Source organism: Pseudomonas sp. NPDC012596, from assembly GCF_042902325.1.
Taxonomy (GTDB): domain Bacteria; phylum Pseudomonadota; class Gammaproteobacteria; order Pseudomonadales; family Pseudomonadaceae; genus Aquipseudomonas.
The window spans coordinates 104,850-119,908 of the sequence record NZ_JBIBEB010000021.1; the positions used below are offsets into that span (position 1 = coordinate 104,850).

General features: G+C 61.5%; 14 protein-coding genes. 12 read left to right on the forward strand and 2 right to left on the reverse strand.

Annotated features, from left to right (window positions below; all coding sequences use genetic code 11):
- The first annotated feature begins 20 nt into the window (after positions 1-20).
- Genes ACFY68_RS22515 through ACFY68_RS22525 form a run of 3 tightly spaced genes read left to right on the forward strand, consistent with a single transcriptional unit; the run spans position 21 to position 2,671 of the window.
- Positions 21-1,004: a FecCD family ABC transporter permease gene (locus ACFY68_RS22515; RefSeq protein ID WP_387531929.1), complete on the forward strand. Its 984-nt coding sequence runs from the start codon at positions 21-23 to the stop codon at positions 1,002-1,004.
- The gene (locus ACFY68_RS22520; RefSeq protein WP_387531898.1) at positions 1,004-1,771 is read left to right on the forward strand and encodes a heme ABC transporter ATP-binding protein; all 768 of its coding nucleotides are present in this window, start codon (positions 1,004-1,006) and stop codon (positions 1,769-1,771) included. The genes ACFY68_RS22515 and ACFY68_RS22520 overlap by 1 nt, the downstream gene beginning before the upstream one ends.
- A 12-nt stretch (positions 1,772-1,783) precedes the next feature.
- Positions 1,784-2,671: a ChaN family lipoprotein gene (locus ACFY68_RS22525; RefSeq protein WP_387531901.1), complete on the forward strand. Its 888-nt coding sequence runs from the start codon at positions 1,784-1,786 to the stop codon at positions 2,669-2,671.
- A 221-nt stretch (positions 2,672-2,892) separates the two neighbouring features.
- Here the strand turns inward: ACFY68_RS22525 and ACFY68_RS22530 are convergent, their stop codons facing one another.
- Positions 2,893-3,168 carry a TfoX/Sxy family protein gene (locus ACFY68_RS22530; RefSeq protein ID WP_346616215.1) on the reverse strand — a complete coding sequence of 92 codons (276 nt, stop codon included), beginning with the start codon at positions 3,166-3,168 and terminating at the stop codon, positions 2,893-2,895.
- Between the two features lie 178 nt (positions 3,169-3,346).
- A complete protein-coding gene (locus ACFY68_RS22535; protein WP_387531905.1) occupies positions 3,347-4,909 on the reverse strand; it encodes an AAA family ATPase in 1,563 nt (520 codons plus the stop codon).
- 117 nt (positions 4,910-5,026) lie between these two features.
- Between ACFY68_RS22535 and mrcB the strand changes: the two genes are divergently transcribed.
- The 9 genes from mrcB (at position 5,027) to msrQ (ending at position 14,893) form a co-directional block, all read left to right on the forward strand.
- Positions 5,027-7,348, forward strand: coding sequence for a penicillin-binding protein 1B (gene mrcB, locus ACFY68_RS22540; RefSeq protein ID WP_387531908.1), 2,322 nt, complete (start codon positions 5,027-5,029; stop codon positions 7,346-7,348).
- A gap of 15 nt (positions 7,349-7,363) precedes the next feature.
- Positions 7,364-8,152, forward strand: coding sequence for a tetratricopeptide repeat protein (locus ACFY68_RS22545; protein WP_346616218.1), 789 nt, complete (start codon positions 7,364-7,366; stop codon positions 8,150-8,152).
- The gene (locus ACFY68_RS22550; protein ID WP_346616219.1) at positions 8,152-8,484 is read left to right on the forward strand and encodes a YqcC family protein; all 333 of its coding nucleotides are present in this window, start codon (positions 8,152-8,154) and stop codon (positions 8,482-8,484) included. The genes ACFY68_RS22545 and ACFY68_RS22550 overlap by 1 nt, the downstream gene beginning before the upstream one ends.
- 410 nt (positions 8,485-8,894) lie before the next feature.
- Positions 8,895-10,619 (forward strand): acetolactate synthase 3 large subunit, encoded by a 1,725-nt coding sequence (locus tag ACFY68_RS22555; protein ID WP_346616220.1) that lies wholly within the window; start codon positions 8,895-8,897, stop codon positions 10,617-10,619.
- 1 nt (position 10,620) lies between these two features.
- Positions 10,621-11,112, forward strand: a complete 492-nt coding sequence (gene ilvN, locus ACFY68_RS22560; protein ID WP_003250040.1) for an acetolactate synthase small subunit — start codon at positions 10,621-10,623, stop codon at positions 11,110-11,112.
- Between the two features lie 55 nt (positions 11,113-11,167).
- The gene (gene ilvC / locus ACFY68_RS22565; protein ID WP_012312686.1) at positions 11,168-12,184 is read left to right on the forward strand and encodes a ketol-acid reductoisomerase; all 1,017 of its coding nucleotides are present in this window, start codon (positions 11,168-11,170) and stop codon (positions 12,182-12,184) included.
- Positions 12,185-12,334: 150 nt separating this feature from the next.
- Complete coding sequence (gene pssA / locus ACFY68_RS22570; protein WP_346616221.1) at positions 12,335-13,186, forward strand: CDP-diacylglycerol--serine O-phosphatidyltransferase; 852 nt, start codon at positions 12,335-12,337, stop codon at positions 13,184-13,186.
- 79 nt (positions 13,187-13,265) lie between these two features.
- The gene (gene msrP / locus ACFY68_RS22575) at positions 13,266-14,279 is read left to right on the forward strand and encodes a protein-methionine-sulfoxide reductase catalytic subunit MsrP (protein WP_387531916.1); all 1,014 of its coding nucleotides are present in this window, start codon (positions 13,266-13,268) and stop codon (positions 14,277-14,279) included.
- Positions 14,279-14,893, forward strand: a complete 615-nt coding sequence (gene msrQ / locus ACFY68_RS22580) for a protein-methionine-sulfoxide reductase heme-binding subunit MsrQ (protein ID WP_387531919.1) — start codon at positions 14,279-14,281, stop codon at positions 14,891-14,893. The genes msrP and msrQ overlap by 1 nt, the downstream gene beginning before the upstream one ends.
- Positions 14,894-15,059: the final 166 nt, after the last annotated feature.

The window sequence follows — 15,059 nt, forward strand, 5'->3', positions numbered from 1 at the left end:
TCTGCCTGAGCCTGCTGTGCCTGGTGGCGGTCTGGCTATCACTTGCCCTGGGCCCGGTCAGCCTGCCGCTGTTCGATACCTTGCGCGTTGGCCTGCGGTTGCTGGGGCTGCCCATCGCGGGCGACGGCCTGCAGCAGGCGGAGATGATCCTCGGCCAGATTCGCCTGCCCCGTACATTGCTGGGGCTGGCGGTTGGCGCGGTGCTTGCGCTGTCCGGGGTGGCCATGCAGGGGCTGTTTCGCAACCCGCTGGCCGACCCCGGGCTGGTTGGGGTTTCCGCCGGGGCGGCGATGGGGGCGGCGGTGGCGATTGTTGGTGGCAGTTGGTTCGGCGGCATGCCGGAAGCTTTTGCGCCTTACCTGTTGTCGCTGTGTGCCTTTGTCGGTGGGCTTGGCGTGACCGCGTTGGTCTATCGCCTGGGGCGTCGCGACGGGCAGACCAATGTTGCCACCATGTTGCTGGCCGGGGTGGCGATGACCGCGCTGGGCGGCGCGGCGGTGGGCCTGTTTTCCTATCTGGCGGATGACGCCACATTGCGCACACTGACTTTCTGGAACCTGGGCAGCCTCAATGGTGCCAGCTACGACCGGTTATGGCCGCTGTTGCTGGTGGCGGCGGGCGTGGCGCTGTGGCTGCCGCGCCGGGCACGGGCGCTGAATGCCTTGCTGCTGGGCGAGTCCGAGGCGCGGCACTTGGGCATCGAAGTGGAGCGGCTCAAGCGCGAACTGGTGTTCTGCACCGCGCTGGGGGTGGGGGCGGCAGTAGCGGCGGCGGGGCTGATCGGCTTCATCGGCCTGGTGGTGCCGCACCTGGTGCGTTTGCTGGCCGGGCCGGACCATCGCGTAGTACTGCCTGCATCGTTGCTGGCCGGCGGCGTACTGATGCTGCTGGCCGACCTGGTGGCGCGCTTGGCGCTGGCCCCTGCCGAACTGCCGATCGGTATCGTCACGGCGTTTATCGGTGCACCGTTTTTCCTGGTTCTGTTGATTCGGGGGCGCAACTGATGTTGCAAGTCGAAGGCCTGCACCTGCGGCGCGGGAGCAATGAAGTACTGCATGACATCCACCTGCAGCTGCAGCCGGGGCAGGTGCTGGGCGTGCTCGGCCCCAATGGCGCCGGCAAAAGCAGCCTGCTGGGCGTGCTGTGTGGCGAACTGGTGCCTGGCCACGGGCGCGTCACCTTGCAAGGCCGGCCTTTGGCCAACTGGGCCGGGCAGGAGCGGGCCAGGCGGCTGGCGGTGTTGCCGCAGGTGTCCAGCCTGGGGTTTTCGTTCAAGGTCGAAGAAGTGGTGGGCATGGGGCGCATGCCGCATGACAGTGGCCAGCTGCGTGATGCCGAGATCGTCGAGGCAGCGCTGCGTGCCGCCGATGCCTGGCACTTGTTGGGCCGCAGTTACCTGGCGTTATCGGGTGGTGAGCGGCAGCGTGTGCACCTGGCGCGCGTACTGGCCCAGCTATGGCCGGGCGATGAGGGCACCACCTTGCTGCTTGACGAGCCGACCTCAATGCTCGACCCATTGCACCAGCACACCATCTTGCAAGCCGTACGCAGTTTTGCCGATCGCGGCGCCGCCGTTTTGGTGATCCTGCATGACCTGAACCTGGCGGCGCGCTACTGTGATCGTATCCTGCTGCTCGAACAGGGCCGTTGTCACGCCGTCGCAGCACCCGAGCAGGTGCTGACGCCCGAAGCGTTGAAGGCAGTATTTGGCATTGACGTGCTGGTACAGGCCCACCCGGAGCGCGGCCACCCGCTGATCATCACGCGTTAGGAGGCATTGCCGATGCGGCGTCCATTACTGTCGGGTTTCTCGCTGTGCGTGGTATTGGTGCTGGGGGGCTGTCAGGCCAGCCTGCCGGCGTTGCCCGCCTGGCAGAGCAGCGAAGGGCGTGACGACGCGGCACTGGGGCAAATCCACGATCTGGCCAGCGGCCAAGTGATTACCCCCGCACAGCTGGTGCGGCAACTGGCGGCGGTGCCGCGCGTGCTGGTGGGGGAAAAACACGACAACCCCGATCATCACGCTTTGCAACTGTGGCTGATGCGGGCACTGCAGGCCCAGCGTACCCAGGGCAGCCTGCTGCTGGAAATGCTGCAACCGGAGCAGCAGGCACGGGTGGATGCCGTCGAAGTCCTGGCACAACTACCGAATGACCTGCCCAAGGCGCTGGGCTGGCAGGAGGGTTGGGACTGGCAGCTATACGGGCCAATGGTGCGTGAAGCGTTAAGCAGTCATGTACCGCTTCTGGCCGCCAACTTGTCACTTGGCGAGATGCGCCAAGCCTATCGCCAGCCGACCGCCTTGCAGGGCGCGCAGTCCAACGCCCCCACGGTGAAGGCGGCGTTGCTCGAGCAGGTCAGGGCAGGGCACTGCAATTTGCTGCCCGAAAGCCAGTTGCCGGCGATGTTGGCCGTGCAGCAACAGCGTGACCGGCGTATCGCCGAGCGGCTGCTGGCCGCGCCGGAGCCGGCGTTGTTGTTTACCGGGGCGTATCACGCCCGCAAGGATTTGGGTGTGCCGTTGCATCTGGCCGACCTGGGCGCGGAAGGGCAAAGCAAAGTGCTGCTGTTGGCCGAGGTGGGTGAGGAGGTCGAAGCGGGGATGGCGGACTATGTGTGGTACACGGCCGCGACGCCGGCGCAGGATTATTGCGCTCAGTTGCGTCGGTAAATGGGAAAGCCTGGGTCTGTGTAGTGTCGGGTGAGGCTACGCATTTCTCGCGCAAAAAAAAGACCCGGCAAAAAGCCGGGTCAATAACCGTGATTAGCCTGATGAGGAGATAATCTGAGAGTCCGAACCAGGGGCTTTCAGTTTATCCAACCAGTCTCGCGACCAGTTGTGATAATCATAACGATTCTCATTTCACCGTCAATCCCCTTCCCGTGTTTATTTCATATTTTTTTTGCCGTAGCGCATTTCGCGTCGAGTTGTTGGTTGAGCGCCTCCTTGCGTTCGGCCGGCAAATCGTTCCAGTGCATGTCCAGAAGCGCGCCTTCAATGGCGTACAGCAACACCTTCGACGCCCGGAATCCTCGCGTTTTGACGGCCTGGTAGGCACCGACCGCGCCGAGCCGACGCAAATCCGATGCACTGTGGATACCGGCCGCATGCAACCACTGCGCGGAGGTCTTGCCAAGATTCTTCAGATGCTGCAATTCATCGTTCATCGAGCCTCCTTGCGATGGCTGAACGTGTCTTGGGGGATAAATCGCGAGCAGGTCAGAAAGGAGTGTAGCGGGGGTTGGAAAATGCGCGGCCTTTTGCCATTGGGGGCGACGAGATGCCCTGTTTGCGGAGGGATCAGCTGTTCAGGCCGGCCAGTCGCCGGCCCGAACATGCAGGCGCTTACAGGCCCGGCAAGCGCTGACGGATCTGGTCGATCACCTGGTTCATGCTGCTGGCATCCTGGGTGTCCACACGCGTGCTCTGGTGCAGTTCCACTTCATCAAGCGGCTCACGGCTGGCCTGCTGGGCCTTGACCACTTCCAAGGTGGCGTCCGATGGGTCGGAATTCTGTGCCTGGCGCTGTGCCAGCCAGCTGGCGATTACCGCCTCCGGCGCCAGGCAATCGAGGATCAGCAGCGGCACGCCGGTGCTGCTTGCAACCTCTGCGGCGGCTTGGCGTTGTGCCTGCTTGAGGTAAGTGGCATCCAGCACCACCGGGAAGCCGGCGCGCAGGATGGTTGCCGCCAGCTGGTGCAGGCGTTGATAGGTGGCGGCGCTGGCGTTTTGGTCGTAGATGCCGGTTTGCAACTGGCCGGCTTCTGCTTGCTGCTGCTCACCGAACAGGCGCTTGCGCTCCACGTCCGACCGTACCCGCACGGCGCCCAAGGCTTCGACCAGGCGCATGGCCACGTGGCTCTTACCCACCGCCGACACACCATGGGTAATGGCCAGCAGGCGCGAGGGGATGGCGCTGTAGCTTTCGGCCAGATTGGCGTAATTGCGGTAGGTGCGTAGGCTGGTGGCGCGTTGCACGCCATCGGCATTGGCCGGCATGCTGAACAGGGCGATCTTGGCGCGGACCAGGGCGCGATAGGCTTTATAGAAGTTGAGTACTTCCAGCCCTTCGTAGTCGCCGGTCAGTTCCAGGTACTGGCTGACGAAGCGGCGCGCCAGGCACTTCAGGCCGCGGTCTTCCAAGTCCATGGCGAGGAAGGCGGTGTCAGCCCATACATCGGTCTTGCGGAACGGCTCGTTGAACTCGATGCAATCGAAGATCACGACCTTGCCGTCGATCACGGTGGCGTTGCCCAAATGAATGTCGCCATGGCATTCGCGGGTGAAACCATTGGCCTTGCGCGCGGCGAACAGGCCCTCGAGGCGCTCGAAACTGCTGCGTGCCCAGGCCTGCAGGTTGTCCAGTTGCTGCAGGTCGGCCTTGTCGCTCAAGAACGGGCGGATCTGCTCGAAATTCTGCTCAACCGGCGCCATGACGCTTTCCGGCGAACCAAACGGTTGCTCGGCGGGCACCTTGGGGGTTTGCAGGTGAAACTCGGCGATCTGCCGCGCCATCTGGTCGATGTGGCCAGCATCCAGCTCGCCATTGGCCTGCAGGGTGGTGAGCATCTGCCCCTGAGGGAACTGGCGCATCTTCAGTGCGTATTCGATCGCCGCACCTTCACCGGCTATCTGCGGTGCTTCGGCGCTGCCGGTTATCGGCAGCACTTCAAGGTACAGGCCTTCGGTCAGGCGCTGGTTCAGGCGCAGTTCTTCGTTACAGAAATGCTCCCGCTGGCCCAGCTCGGTGAAGTCGAGAAAACCGAAATTCATCGGCTTCTTGATCTTGTAGGCATACTCGCCGGTCAGCAGAACCCAGGAGATGTGCGTCTCGATCAGCTCGAAGCCTTTCACGGGGTGAGGGTAGAGGGCAGGGTTCTGCAATGCGTTGATCAAGGCTTGGCTCACGGGAAATCCTTCCGGGGGCAGGGAATTCGAAGGCGCCATTATGGTCAATGGTGCCGCCCCTGCATACCGCCAGAGGGCGCCTGCCCAGCCTTTACAAAGTGCGTATAATCCGCCGCCATGACTCGAACCCGAAATTCCCGTACCCCTCAGAAACGCCCGACCGGCCGCTCGCGCGCCTGGCTGGGCTGGGCCTTGAAGCTCAGCCTGGTCGGCCTGGTGATCGTCGCCGGCTTCGCGGTTTACCTCGATGCCGTCGTGCAGGAGAAGTTTTCCGGCAAGCGCTGGACCATCCCGGCCAAGGTGTACGCCCGGCCGCTGGAGCTGTTCGTCGGCCAGAAACTGAGCAAGAACGACTTCCTCACCGAGCTCGACGCGCTCGGCTACCGGCGTGAAAGCGCGGCCAATGGCCCTGGCGCTGCAGCCGTCAACGGCAATACCGTCGACCTGAATACCCGCGGCTTCCAGTTCTACGAGGGCATGGAGCCTGCGCAGTTCGTGCGTGTGCGCTTCTCCGGCGATTATGTTGCAGGGCTTTCGGGTGCCAGCAACGGCAAGCTCGACGTGGTGCGCCTCGAACCGTTGATGATCGGCGGTATCTACCCGAAAAACCTCGAGGACCGCATTCTGATCAAGATCGACCAGGTACCGCCGTACCTGCTCGAAACCCTTGTGGCGACGGAAGACCGTGACTTCTACAGCCACTTCGGTGTGTCGCCCAAGTCCATCGCCCGCGCGGTGTGGGTGAACACCTCGGCCGGTTCCATGCGCCAGGGCGGCAGTACCCTGACTCAGCAGCTGGTGAAGAATTTCTACCTGACCAGCGAGCGCAGCCTCAGCCGCAAGCTGACCGAAGCGATGATGGCCGTGCTGCTGGAAATGCACTACGACAAGCGCGAAATTCTTGAGGCGTACCTCAACGAGGTCTTCGTCGGCCAGGATGGCCAGCGCGCCGTGCACGGCTTCGGTCTGGCCAGCCAGTTCTTCTTCAGCCAGCCGCTATCGGAGCTCAAGCTGCACCAGATCGCCTTGCTGGTGGGCATGGTCAAGGGGCCGTCCTATTACAACCCGCGGCGCTACCCCGAGCGCGCGCTAGCGCGGCGTAACCTGGTCCTCGACCTGGTGGCAGAGCAGGGCGTTGCCAGCCAGGAAGCTGTCGATGCGGCGAAGAAGATGCCGCTGGGCGTGACCAAGCGCGGCAGCCTGGCCGACAGTTCGTTCCCGGCCTTCCTCGACCTGGTCAAGCGTCAGCTGCGCCAGGACTACCGTGATGAAGACTTGACCGAAGAAGGCCTGCGCATCTTCACCAGTTTCGACCCGATCCTGCAGATGAAGGCCGAAACGTCGATGAATGAGACCTTCAAGCGTTTGGCTGGGCGCAAAGGGGCTGATGAAGTCGAATCGGCAATGGTCGTGACCAACCCGGAAACCGGTGAGGTGCAGGCGCTGATCGGTAGCCGTCAGTCCGGTTTCGCTGGCTTCAACCGTGCCATCGACGCCGTGCGGCCCATTGGCTCGCTGGTGAAGCCGGCGGTGTACCTGACTGCGCTGGAGCAGCCGAGCAAGTACACCCTGACCAGTCGGGTGCAGGATGAGGCGTTCTCGGTCAAAGGTGCCAATGGTCAAGTCTGGCGCCCGCAAAACTACGACCGTCGGCCTCATGGCACCATTTATCTCTACCAGGGCCTGGCCAACTCCTACAACCTGTCGACCGCCAAGATCGGCCTTGAAGTCGGCGTGCCCAACGTGATCAAGACCATCGGTCGGCTGGGTGTGAGCGTCGACTGGCCGGCCTTCCCGGCGATGCTGTTGGGGGCAGGTGGCATGTCGCCGATGCAGGTCGCGACCATGTACCAGACCATTGCCAATGGTGGCTTCAACACGCCGATGCGCGGTATCCGCAGTGTGCTTACCGCCGAAGGCGAGCCGCTCAAGCGCTACCCGTTCCAGATCCAGCAAACCTTCGACCCGGGGTCCATCTACCTGGTGCAGAACGCCATGCAGCGGGTGATGCGCGAAGGTACTGGCCGTTCCGTGTACAACGTGCTGCCCAACTCGTTGACCCTGGCAGGCAAGACCGGTACCAGCAACGACTCGCGTGACAGCTGGTTCTCGGGCTTCAGCCAGGACCTGCTCGCCGTCGTGTGGATGGGCCGCGACGATAACGGCAAAACGCCATTTACCGGTGCCACCGGCGCCTTGCAGGTGTGGACCAGCTTCATGAAGAAGGCCGACCCGTTGCCGCTGGACATGCCTCAGCCGGACAACGTGGTGCAGGCCTGGATCGACCCCTACAGCGGGCAAGGTTCCGACGGAAGTTGTCCGGGCGCTGTGCAGATGCCGTATATTCGCGGGAGCGAACCGCCCGCCGGCGCAACCTGTGGCGGCGAGCAAAATCCGGCAGAATCGGTCATGGACTGGGTAAAAGGCTGGATGAATTAAGCCCTGGCAGCATTGATGAGGTGTGAAGTGAATAAGTGGTTGTTTCCTGCCGTGACGGCACTGGTTGTGCTCCAGGGTTGCTCCAGCGTTCAGCGTGGCAACATCCCGGTGGTAGATTCGAGCACGCGCGTGTCCAACAGCGAGCGCATGACGGCCAACCGCTCCGCGGCCGGCATGAACAACGGCACTACGCAGGCACAGTCGCTGCCCGAAGACTCCGGCGTGACCGTGATGATTCCACAAGGCGCCGGCGCCACGGGCATTCAGACGTTCCCGGCCGGTAACGGCGTGGCGCCGATCAGTACTGCGCCGATCAGCACCGGGCCGGCTACATCGGCGCCGATGACGACCAACCCGAACCCGATCGCCGACGAACCTTTCGACATCGCCTCGATGACCAGCACCCCGGCCGCAACCAGCGCGCCAACAGGCATCCCACGCAGCGGTGCGGCCTCCGGTGGCCTGTCGGCAGACGAGCAGCTGGATGGCCCGGTGCTGGCGCTGCTGACCACTGCCCAGTCGCAGCAGGGCAGCGGTGATTTCAACGGCGCCGCCTCCAGCCTGGAGCGCGCCCAGCGCATCGCCCCGCGCGAGCCGCAGGTGCTGTTCCGCCTGGCCCAGGTGCGCCTGTCGCAGGGCGATGCTCCGCAAGCCGAACAGCTGGCGCGCCGCGCGCTCACTTACGCCAACGGTCGCCCGAACCTGCAGGCCGAACTGTGGAACACCATCGCCCAGGCCCGCGAAAAGCAGGGTGACAGCGCTGGCGCGGCACTCGCTCGGCAAAAAGCACGGGTCAATTCGTAATGGTCGAGCAACGTATCCTGGACATCGCCGACCACCTGCTGCTGATCGAGCGTGAGTTGATCGTGCAAGGCTGGTGGCAGGACGAGCCACCCAGCGATGAGGCGCTGGAGAGCACAGTGCCATTTGCCGTCGATACCATGAACTTCGAGCAGTGGCTGCAGTGGATCTTCCTGCCGCGCATGAAAATCATCATCGAGCTCGGCCATCCACTGCCCAATGCCTCGGGCATTCTGGTGATGGCCGAGTCGGTGTTCGTCGACCGGCCGGAGCAGAGCCGGGAGTTGCGCCGCCTGCTAGCAGAGTTCGATAAATTGATCGAAGCTTGCGCCTGATTTCTTCTCTTTTTCCATGAAGGGCCGCAGATTGTGGCCCTTTTTTGTGGAAATCTTATTTATTCTGCTGCTGACTCGCTTTTTAGTGGTGGCAGCAATTCATCTTGAGGAAAAATTGGCAATAATTTTTCTTGACTTGTAGCCGCCAAATCACAAGAATCCAGATTCCGCTGTAGAGGGACTGCCAGAAGCAGACCCGCTAAGCAGATCATGAGGTGCACACCCGCGCCGACCTGTTACACCCCGCAACGCGTTACCTCGCGCTGGGTGGGAAAACCCCGCAACACTCTGGGGCGCTCCCAATACTTGCTCAGTCAGTGCTGACGTTTTCGCTCATGCTCTGCTTGGCAGTAAACCTATTAAGACCCGTCCACTAGGGACGGTATTCTGGCGTTTTAGAGGTGAACAACGTGGAGCTTTTATCTGGCGCTGAGATGGTCGTCCGCTTCTTGCGTGACGAAGGCGTTAAGCACATCTACGGGTACCCTGGTGGTGCTCTCCTGCATGTTTACGACGCCCTGTTCAAGGAACCGGAAGTCGAGCACATCCTGGTTCGTCACGAACAGGCCGCAACCCATATGGCGGACGGCTACGCCCGCGCCACCGGCAAGGCCGGTGTGGTGCTGGTAACCTCCGGCCCGGGCGCAACCAATGCCATCACCGGTATTGCCACCGCCTACATGGACTCGATTCCGATGGTCATCCTGTCCGGCCAGGTGCCTAGCACCATGGTAGGTACCGATGCCTTCCAGGAAACCGACATGATCGGTATCTCGCGGCCGATCGTGAAGCACAGCTTCATGATCAAGAATGCCACCGAGATCCCTGAAGTTCTGAAAAAAGCCTTCTACCTGGCGCAATCCGGCCGTCCAGGCCCGGTCGTGGTCGACATTCCAAAAGATATGACCAACCCGGCCGAGAAGTTCGAATACGTCTACCCGAAGAAGGTCAAGCTGCGCTCCTACAGCCCGGCGGTTCGTGGCCATTCCGGCCAGATCCGCAAGGCCGCCGAGATGCTGCTGGCTGCCAAGCGCCCGATCGTTTATGCCGGTGGCGGCGTCATCCTCGGCGGTGGCTCGCAAGCCCTGACCGAAATCGCCAAGTCGCTGAACCTGCCAGTCACCAATACCCTGATGGGCCTTGGCGGCTTCCCGGGTACCGACCGCCAGTTCCTCGGCATGCTCGGCATGCACGGCAGCTACACCGCCAACATGGCAATGCACAATGCCGATGTGATTTTCGCGGTGGGTGCGCGCTTCGATGACCGCGTGGTCAACGGCCCGGCCAAGTTCTGCCCGAACGCCAAGATCATCCACATCGACATCGACCCGGCGTCGATCTCCAAGATGATCAAGGCCGACGTGCCGATCGTTGGCCCGGTCGACAGCGTGTTGACCGAGATGCTCGGCATCCTCAAGGAAATCGGCGAGCAGCCAGACAAGGCTGCGACCGAAGCCTGGTGGAAGCAGATCGACGAGTGGCGTGGTGACGGCGACCTGTTCCCTTACAACAAGGGCGACGGCAGCGTCATCAAGCCGCAAACCGTAATCGAGACCCTCTGCGAAGTGACCCATGGCGATGCCTTCGTCACCTCTGACGTGGGTCAGCACCAGATGTTCGCTGCGCAGTACTACCGCTTCAACAAGCCGAACCGCTGGATCAACTCCGGTGGCCTGGGCACCATGGGCTTTGGCTTCCCGGCGGCCATGGGCGTCAAGCTCAACTTCCCGGATCAGGACGTGGCCTGCGTCACTGGCGAAGGCAGCATCCAGATGAACATTCAGGAGCTGTCCACCTGCATGCAGTACGGCCTGCCGGTGAAGATCGTCAACCTGAACAACGGCGTGCTGGGGATGGTCCGTCAGTGGCAGGACATGGCCTACAACGGTCGTCACTCGCACTCCTACGTCGAGTCGCTGCCGGACTTCATCAAGCTGGCCGAGGCCTATGGTCATGTGGGTATCCGCATCACCAGCCTGAAAGACCTCAAGCCGAAGCTGGAAGAAGCCTTCGCGATGAAAGACCGCCTGGTGTTCATCGACATCGCGGTCGACCGTACCGAGCACGTCTATCCGATGCAGATCAAGGATGGCTCGATGCGTGACATGTGGCTGAGCAAGACGGAGCGTACCTGATATGCGGCACATCATTTCCCTGCTGCTGGAAAACGAACCCGGTGCTCTGTCCCGTGTGGTCGGCCTGTTCTCCCAGCGCAACTACAACATTGAAAGCCTGACCGTGGCGCCGACCGAAGACCCGACCCTGTCGCGTCTGACGCTGACCACCGTTGGCCATGACGAAGTGATCGAACAGATCACCAAGAACCTGAACAAGCTGGTCGAAGTGGTCAAGCTTGTAGACCTGTCGGAAAGCGCTCACATCGAGCGTGAACTGATGCTGGTCAAAGTCAAGGCCACCGGTGCCCAGCGTGCCGAGATCAAGCGCACCACGGATATCTTCCGTGGCCAGATCGTCGATGTGACCGCCAGCGTGTACACCGTACAGCTGAGCGGTACCAGCGACAAACTGGACAGCTTCATCCAGGCCATCGGCACTGCATCGATTCTCGAAACCGTGCGCAGTGGCGTCACCGGCATTGCCCGTGGCGACAAAGTGCTCAGCATCTAAATTCAAAAATTAGCGATGGCTCCGCAGGGGCCGAGATATAACCAGGGGTATTTTCATGAAAGTTTTCTACGATAAAGACTGCGACCTTTCCATCATCCAGGGCAAGAAAGTCGCCATCATCGGTTACGGTTCCCAGGGCCACGCCCAAGCGTGCAACCTGAAAGACTCCGGTGTAGACGTTACCGTCGGTCTGCGTAAAGGTTCGGCTACCGTTGCCAAGGCAGAAGCCCACGGCCTGAAAGTTGCCGACGTTGCTACCGCTGTCGCTGCGGCCGACCTGGTCATGATCCTGACCCCGGACGAGTTCCAGGGCGCGCTGTACAAGAACGAAATCGAGCCGAACATCAAGAAGGGCGCTACCCTGGCCTTCTCCCACGGCTTCTCGATCCATTACAACCAGGTTGTTCCTCGTGCCGACCTCGACGTGATCATGATCGCGCCGAAAGCCCCGGGCCACACCGTGCGTTCCGAGTTCGTCAAGGGCGGCGGTATCCCTGACCTGATCGCTATCTATCAGGACGCCTCGGGCAACGCCAAGAACGTCGCCCTGTCCTACGCTTCCGGCGTTGGTGGCGGCCGTACCGGCATCATCGAAACCACCTTCAAGGACGAGACCGAAACCGACCTGTTCGGTGAGCAGGCTGTTCTGTGCGGCGGTACCGTCGAGCTGGTCAAAGCCGGTTTCGAAACCCTGGTTGAAGCTGGCTACGCGCCAGAAATGGCCTACTTCGAGTGCCTGCACGAACTGAAACTGATCGTTGACCTCATGTACGAAGGCGGCATCGCCAACATGAACTACTCGATCTCCAACAACGCCGAATACGGTGAGTACGTCACCGGCCCGGAAGTCATCAACGAAGAATCCCGCAAGGCCATGCGCAACGCTCTGAAGCGCATCCAGGACGGCGAATACGCGAAGATGTTCATTTCCGAAGGTGCTACCAACTACCCATCGATGACCGCCAAGCGTCGTAACAACGCCGCTCACGGTATCGAAGTCATCGGCGAGCAACTGCGTTCGATGATGCCGTGGATCTCGGCTAACAAAATCGTCGACAAGACCAAGAACTGAGTCTTATTGATAGATGAAAAACGCGGCTTCGGCCGCGTTTTTTCGTTCTGGCGTTCAGCATCTGGTATAAAGCAGACCAGTGGCCTGCCGTCAGAACCTGTTTCGCGGGCCCGTGTCGAACATTTTCCATCCTGTTGCAAGGTACCCTCCATGAGCGAACGTCCCGAAGAGCCGAACAAGCCCTCCGACGCCGAAAGCCTGCTACCTGTCGATGAGCACGTTGAAGAAGGGCATGACGCCGAAGGGCGCAAGGTGCGCCATCGCGGCATCTACCTGCTGCCCAACCTGTTTACCACCGCCAACCTGTTTGCCGGCTTCTATTCCATCATCAATTCGATGAGCGCACAGAGCGCGCTGAGTGCGGGTGACCCGCGCGAGGCGAGCAAGTATTTCGCCTTTGCCGCCATCGCCATCTTCGTGGCCATGGTGCTAGACGGCCTCGATGGCCGTGTCGCACGCATGACCAATACGCAGAGTGCCTTCGGTGCCGAGTACGACTCGTTGTCGGACATGGTCGCCTTTGGCGTGGCCCCTGCGTTGCTGGCCTTCGGCTGGGCACTGGGCGACATGGGCAAGGTCGGCTGGATGGTCGCCTTCATCTATGTGGCCGGCGCCGCACTGCGCCTGGCGCGTTTCAACACGCAGGTCGGTACGGCCGACAAGCGCTACTTCATCGGCCTGGCCAGCCCGGCCGCCGCAGGTGTTGTAGCAGGCACCGTGTGGGCATTCAGCGACTATGGCATCCAGGGCTCCAAGCTTTCATTCCTGGTGGCGCTGCTGGTTGCCGCGGCCGGCATGCTGATGGTCAGCAACATCAAGTACAACAGCTTCAAGGAGCTGGACCTCAAGGGGCGTGTGCCTTTTGTTGCGATCCTGGCCGTGGTGCTGGTGTTCGCCGTGGTGTTCAGCGACCCGCCGCGCATTCTGCTGCTGATCTTCCTTGCCTATGCAGCATCCGGTCCGGTCCAGTACCTGCTGCGTGGTCGCCGTCGCAAAGCGTGACAATGATTTAATAGTGGAATAACCCTCCGGCTCCATAGTCTTACTGGTACATCCGTTATCCAGTGCTATGGAGCCCGCCATGCTCATCAAGCTTCCCCGGTCGTCCGACTGCAAGGCATCGGAGATCACCCCCGAAGGCATCTATCTTTCCCGTCGCACGCTGCTGGGTGGCTCTCTCGCCGGTCTGGCCTTGGGCGCTGTGCCATTCGCAACACATGCTGCTGAGGCATCGCGGTATGCGGATGTTGAGGCGGGCAGCCCGCCGGCCTGGTTCACTGACAAGCTGGCGGGCACGCGTTGGCAGGCGGTAACGGTCAAGGATGAGGCGATCACACCTTTCAAGGATGCCACCCATTACAACAACTTCTATGAGTTCGGGCCGGATAAAGGCGACCCGGCTGCCAATGGCGGTAGCCTGAAGACCGAGCCCTGGTCGGTGGTGATCGATGGCGAGGTGGGTAAGCCAGGGCGCTATGCGTTGGAAGACTTCGTCAAACCCTACGCGCTTGAAGAGCGCATCTATCGGCTGCGCTGCGTGGAAGCTTGGTCCATGGTCATTCCTTGGCTGGGCTTTCCATTGGCCCAGGTGCTCAAGCAGGTCGAACCGACATCGAAGGCGCGTTACGTGCGCTTTGAAACGCTGCAGGACCCGCAGCACATGCCCGGCCAGCGCTCGGGCTTCGCGTTGATCAGGTGGCCCTATGAAGAAGGGTTGCGGCTGGATGAGGCCATGAACCCGCTGGCCATCCTTGCGGTTGGCATGTATGGGCGGGAGCTGCCCAACCAGAACGGTGCGCCGTTGCGTTTGGTAGTGCCGTGGAAGTATGGGTTCAAGAGCATCAAGTCGATTGTGCGCATCAGCCTGGTGGCCGAGCAGCCGCAAACCACCTGGGAAGGGCTGGCGCCGGATGAGTATGGCTTCTATGCCAACGTGAACCCTGAAGTCGACCACCCACGCTGGAGCCAGGCGCGTGAGCGCCGCTTGCCCAGTGGCTTGTTCAGCCCCAATGTGCGGCAAACACAGATGTTCAATGGCTATGCCGATGAAGTGGCTTCGCTGTATGCCGGCCTCGACCTGAGGAAGAACTATTGATGCGTTACCCTTGGTTTCGCCTGGCCATCTTCATCGTGGGATGTGCGTTTCCGTTGTGGTGGTTATATGAAGCGGCGATGAACCTGCTGGGGCCGGATCCTGGGAAAATTCTCATGGACCGGCTTGGGCTTGGTGCGTTGATCTTCCTTTTGATCACTCTGAGCATGACGCCGCTGCAGAAATTGACAGGCTGGTCGGGCTGGATCGTGGTGCGTCGGCAGCTGGGGTTGTGGTGCTTTGCTTATATAGTGCTGCACATCCTTTGCTATCTGTTCTTCATTCTGGGGCTGGACTGGGGGCAGTTTGCTGTCGAGCTGCGCAAGCGGCCGTACATTATTGTGGGAGCGCTGGGGTTCGTGGGGTTGCTGGCGTTGGCGGTCACGTCCAATCGTAATAGCCAGCGACGCCTGGGGGCGCGTTGGAAGAAGCTGCATAAGCTGGTCTATGTGATTCTGGGGTTGGGGTTGCTGCACTTCTTGTGGATCGTGCGCTCGGACCTGCGGGAGTGGGCTATCTATGCAGGCATTGGTGGTTTGTTGATGATGTTGCGAATCCCTGCGGTGGCGCGGCGAGTGCCTCGGATCCTGGGGCGGCGGGGGAGGGTGGCTTCTTAGGGGGGGCTTGGCATTTTTACAGTGGGGTGGCTGGCAGGTGTGTGCCTTGATATCTCCAGTGGTTGTGAGACCGAGCGCCGCCCGCGCGGCGCATCGCGGCTAAAGCCGCTCCTACATTTGTTGCAACGTGCCATGGCCTGATAGGCCATAGTTGTCAGCCTTGTTG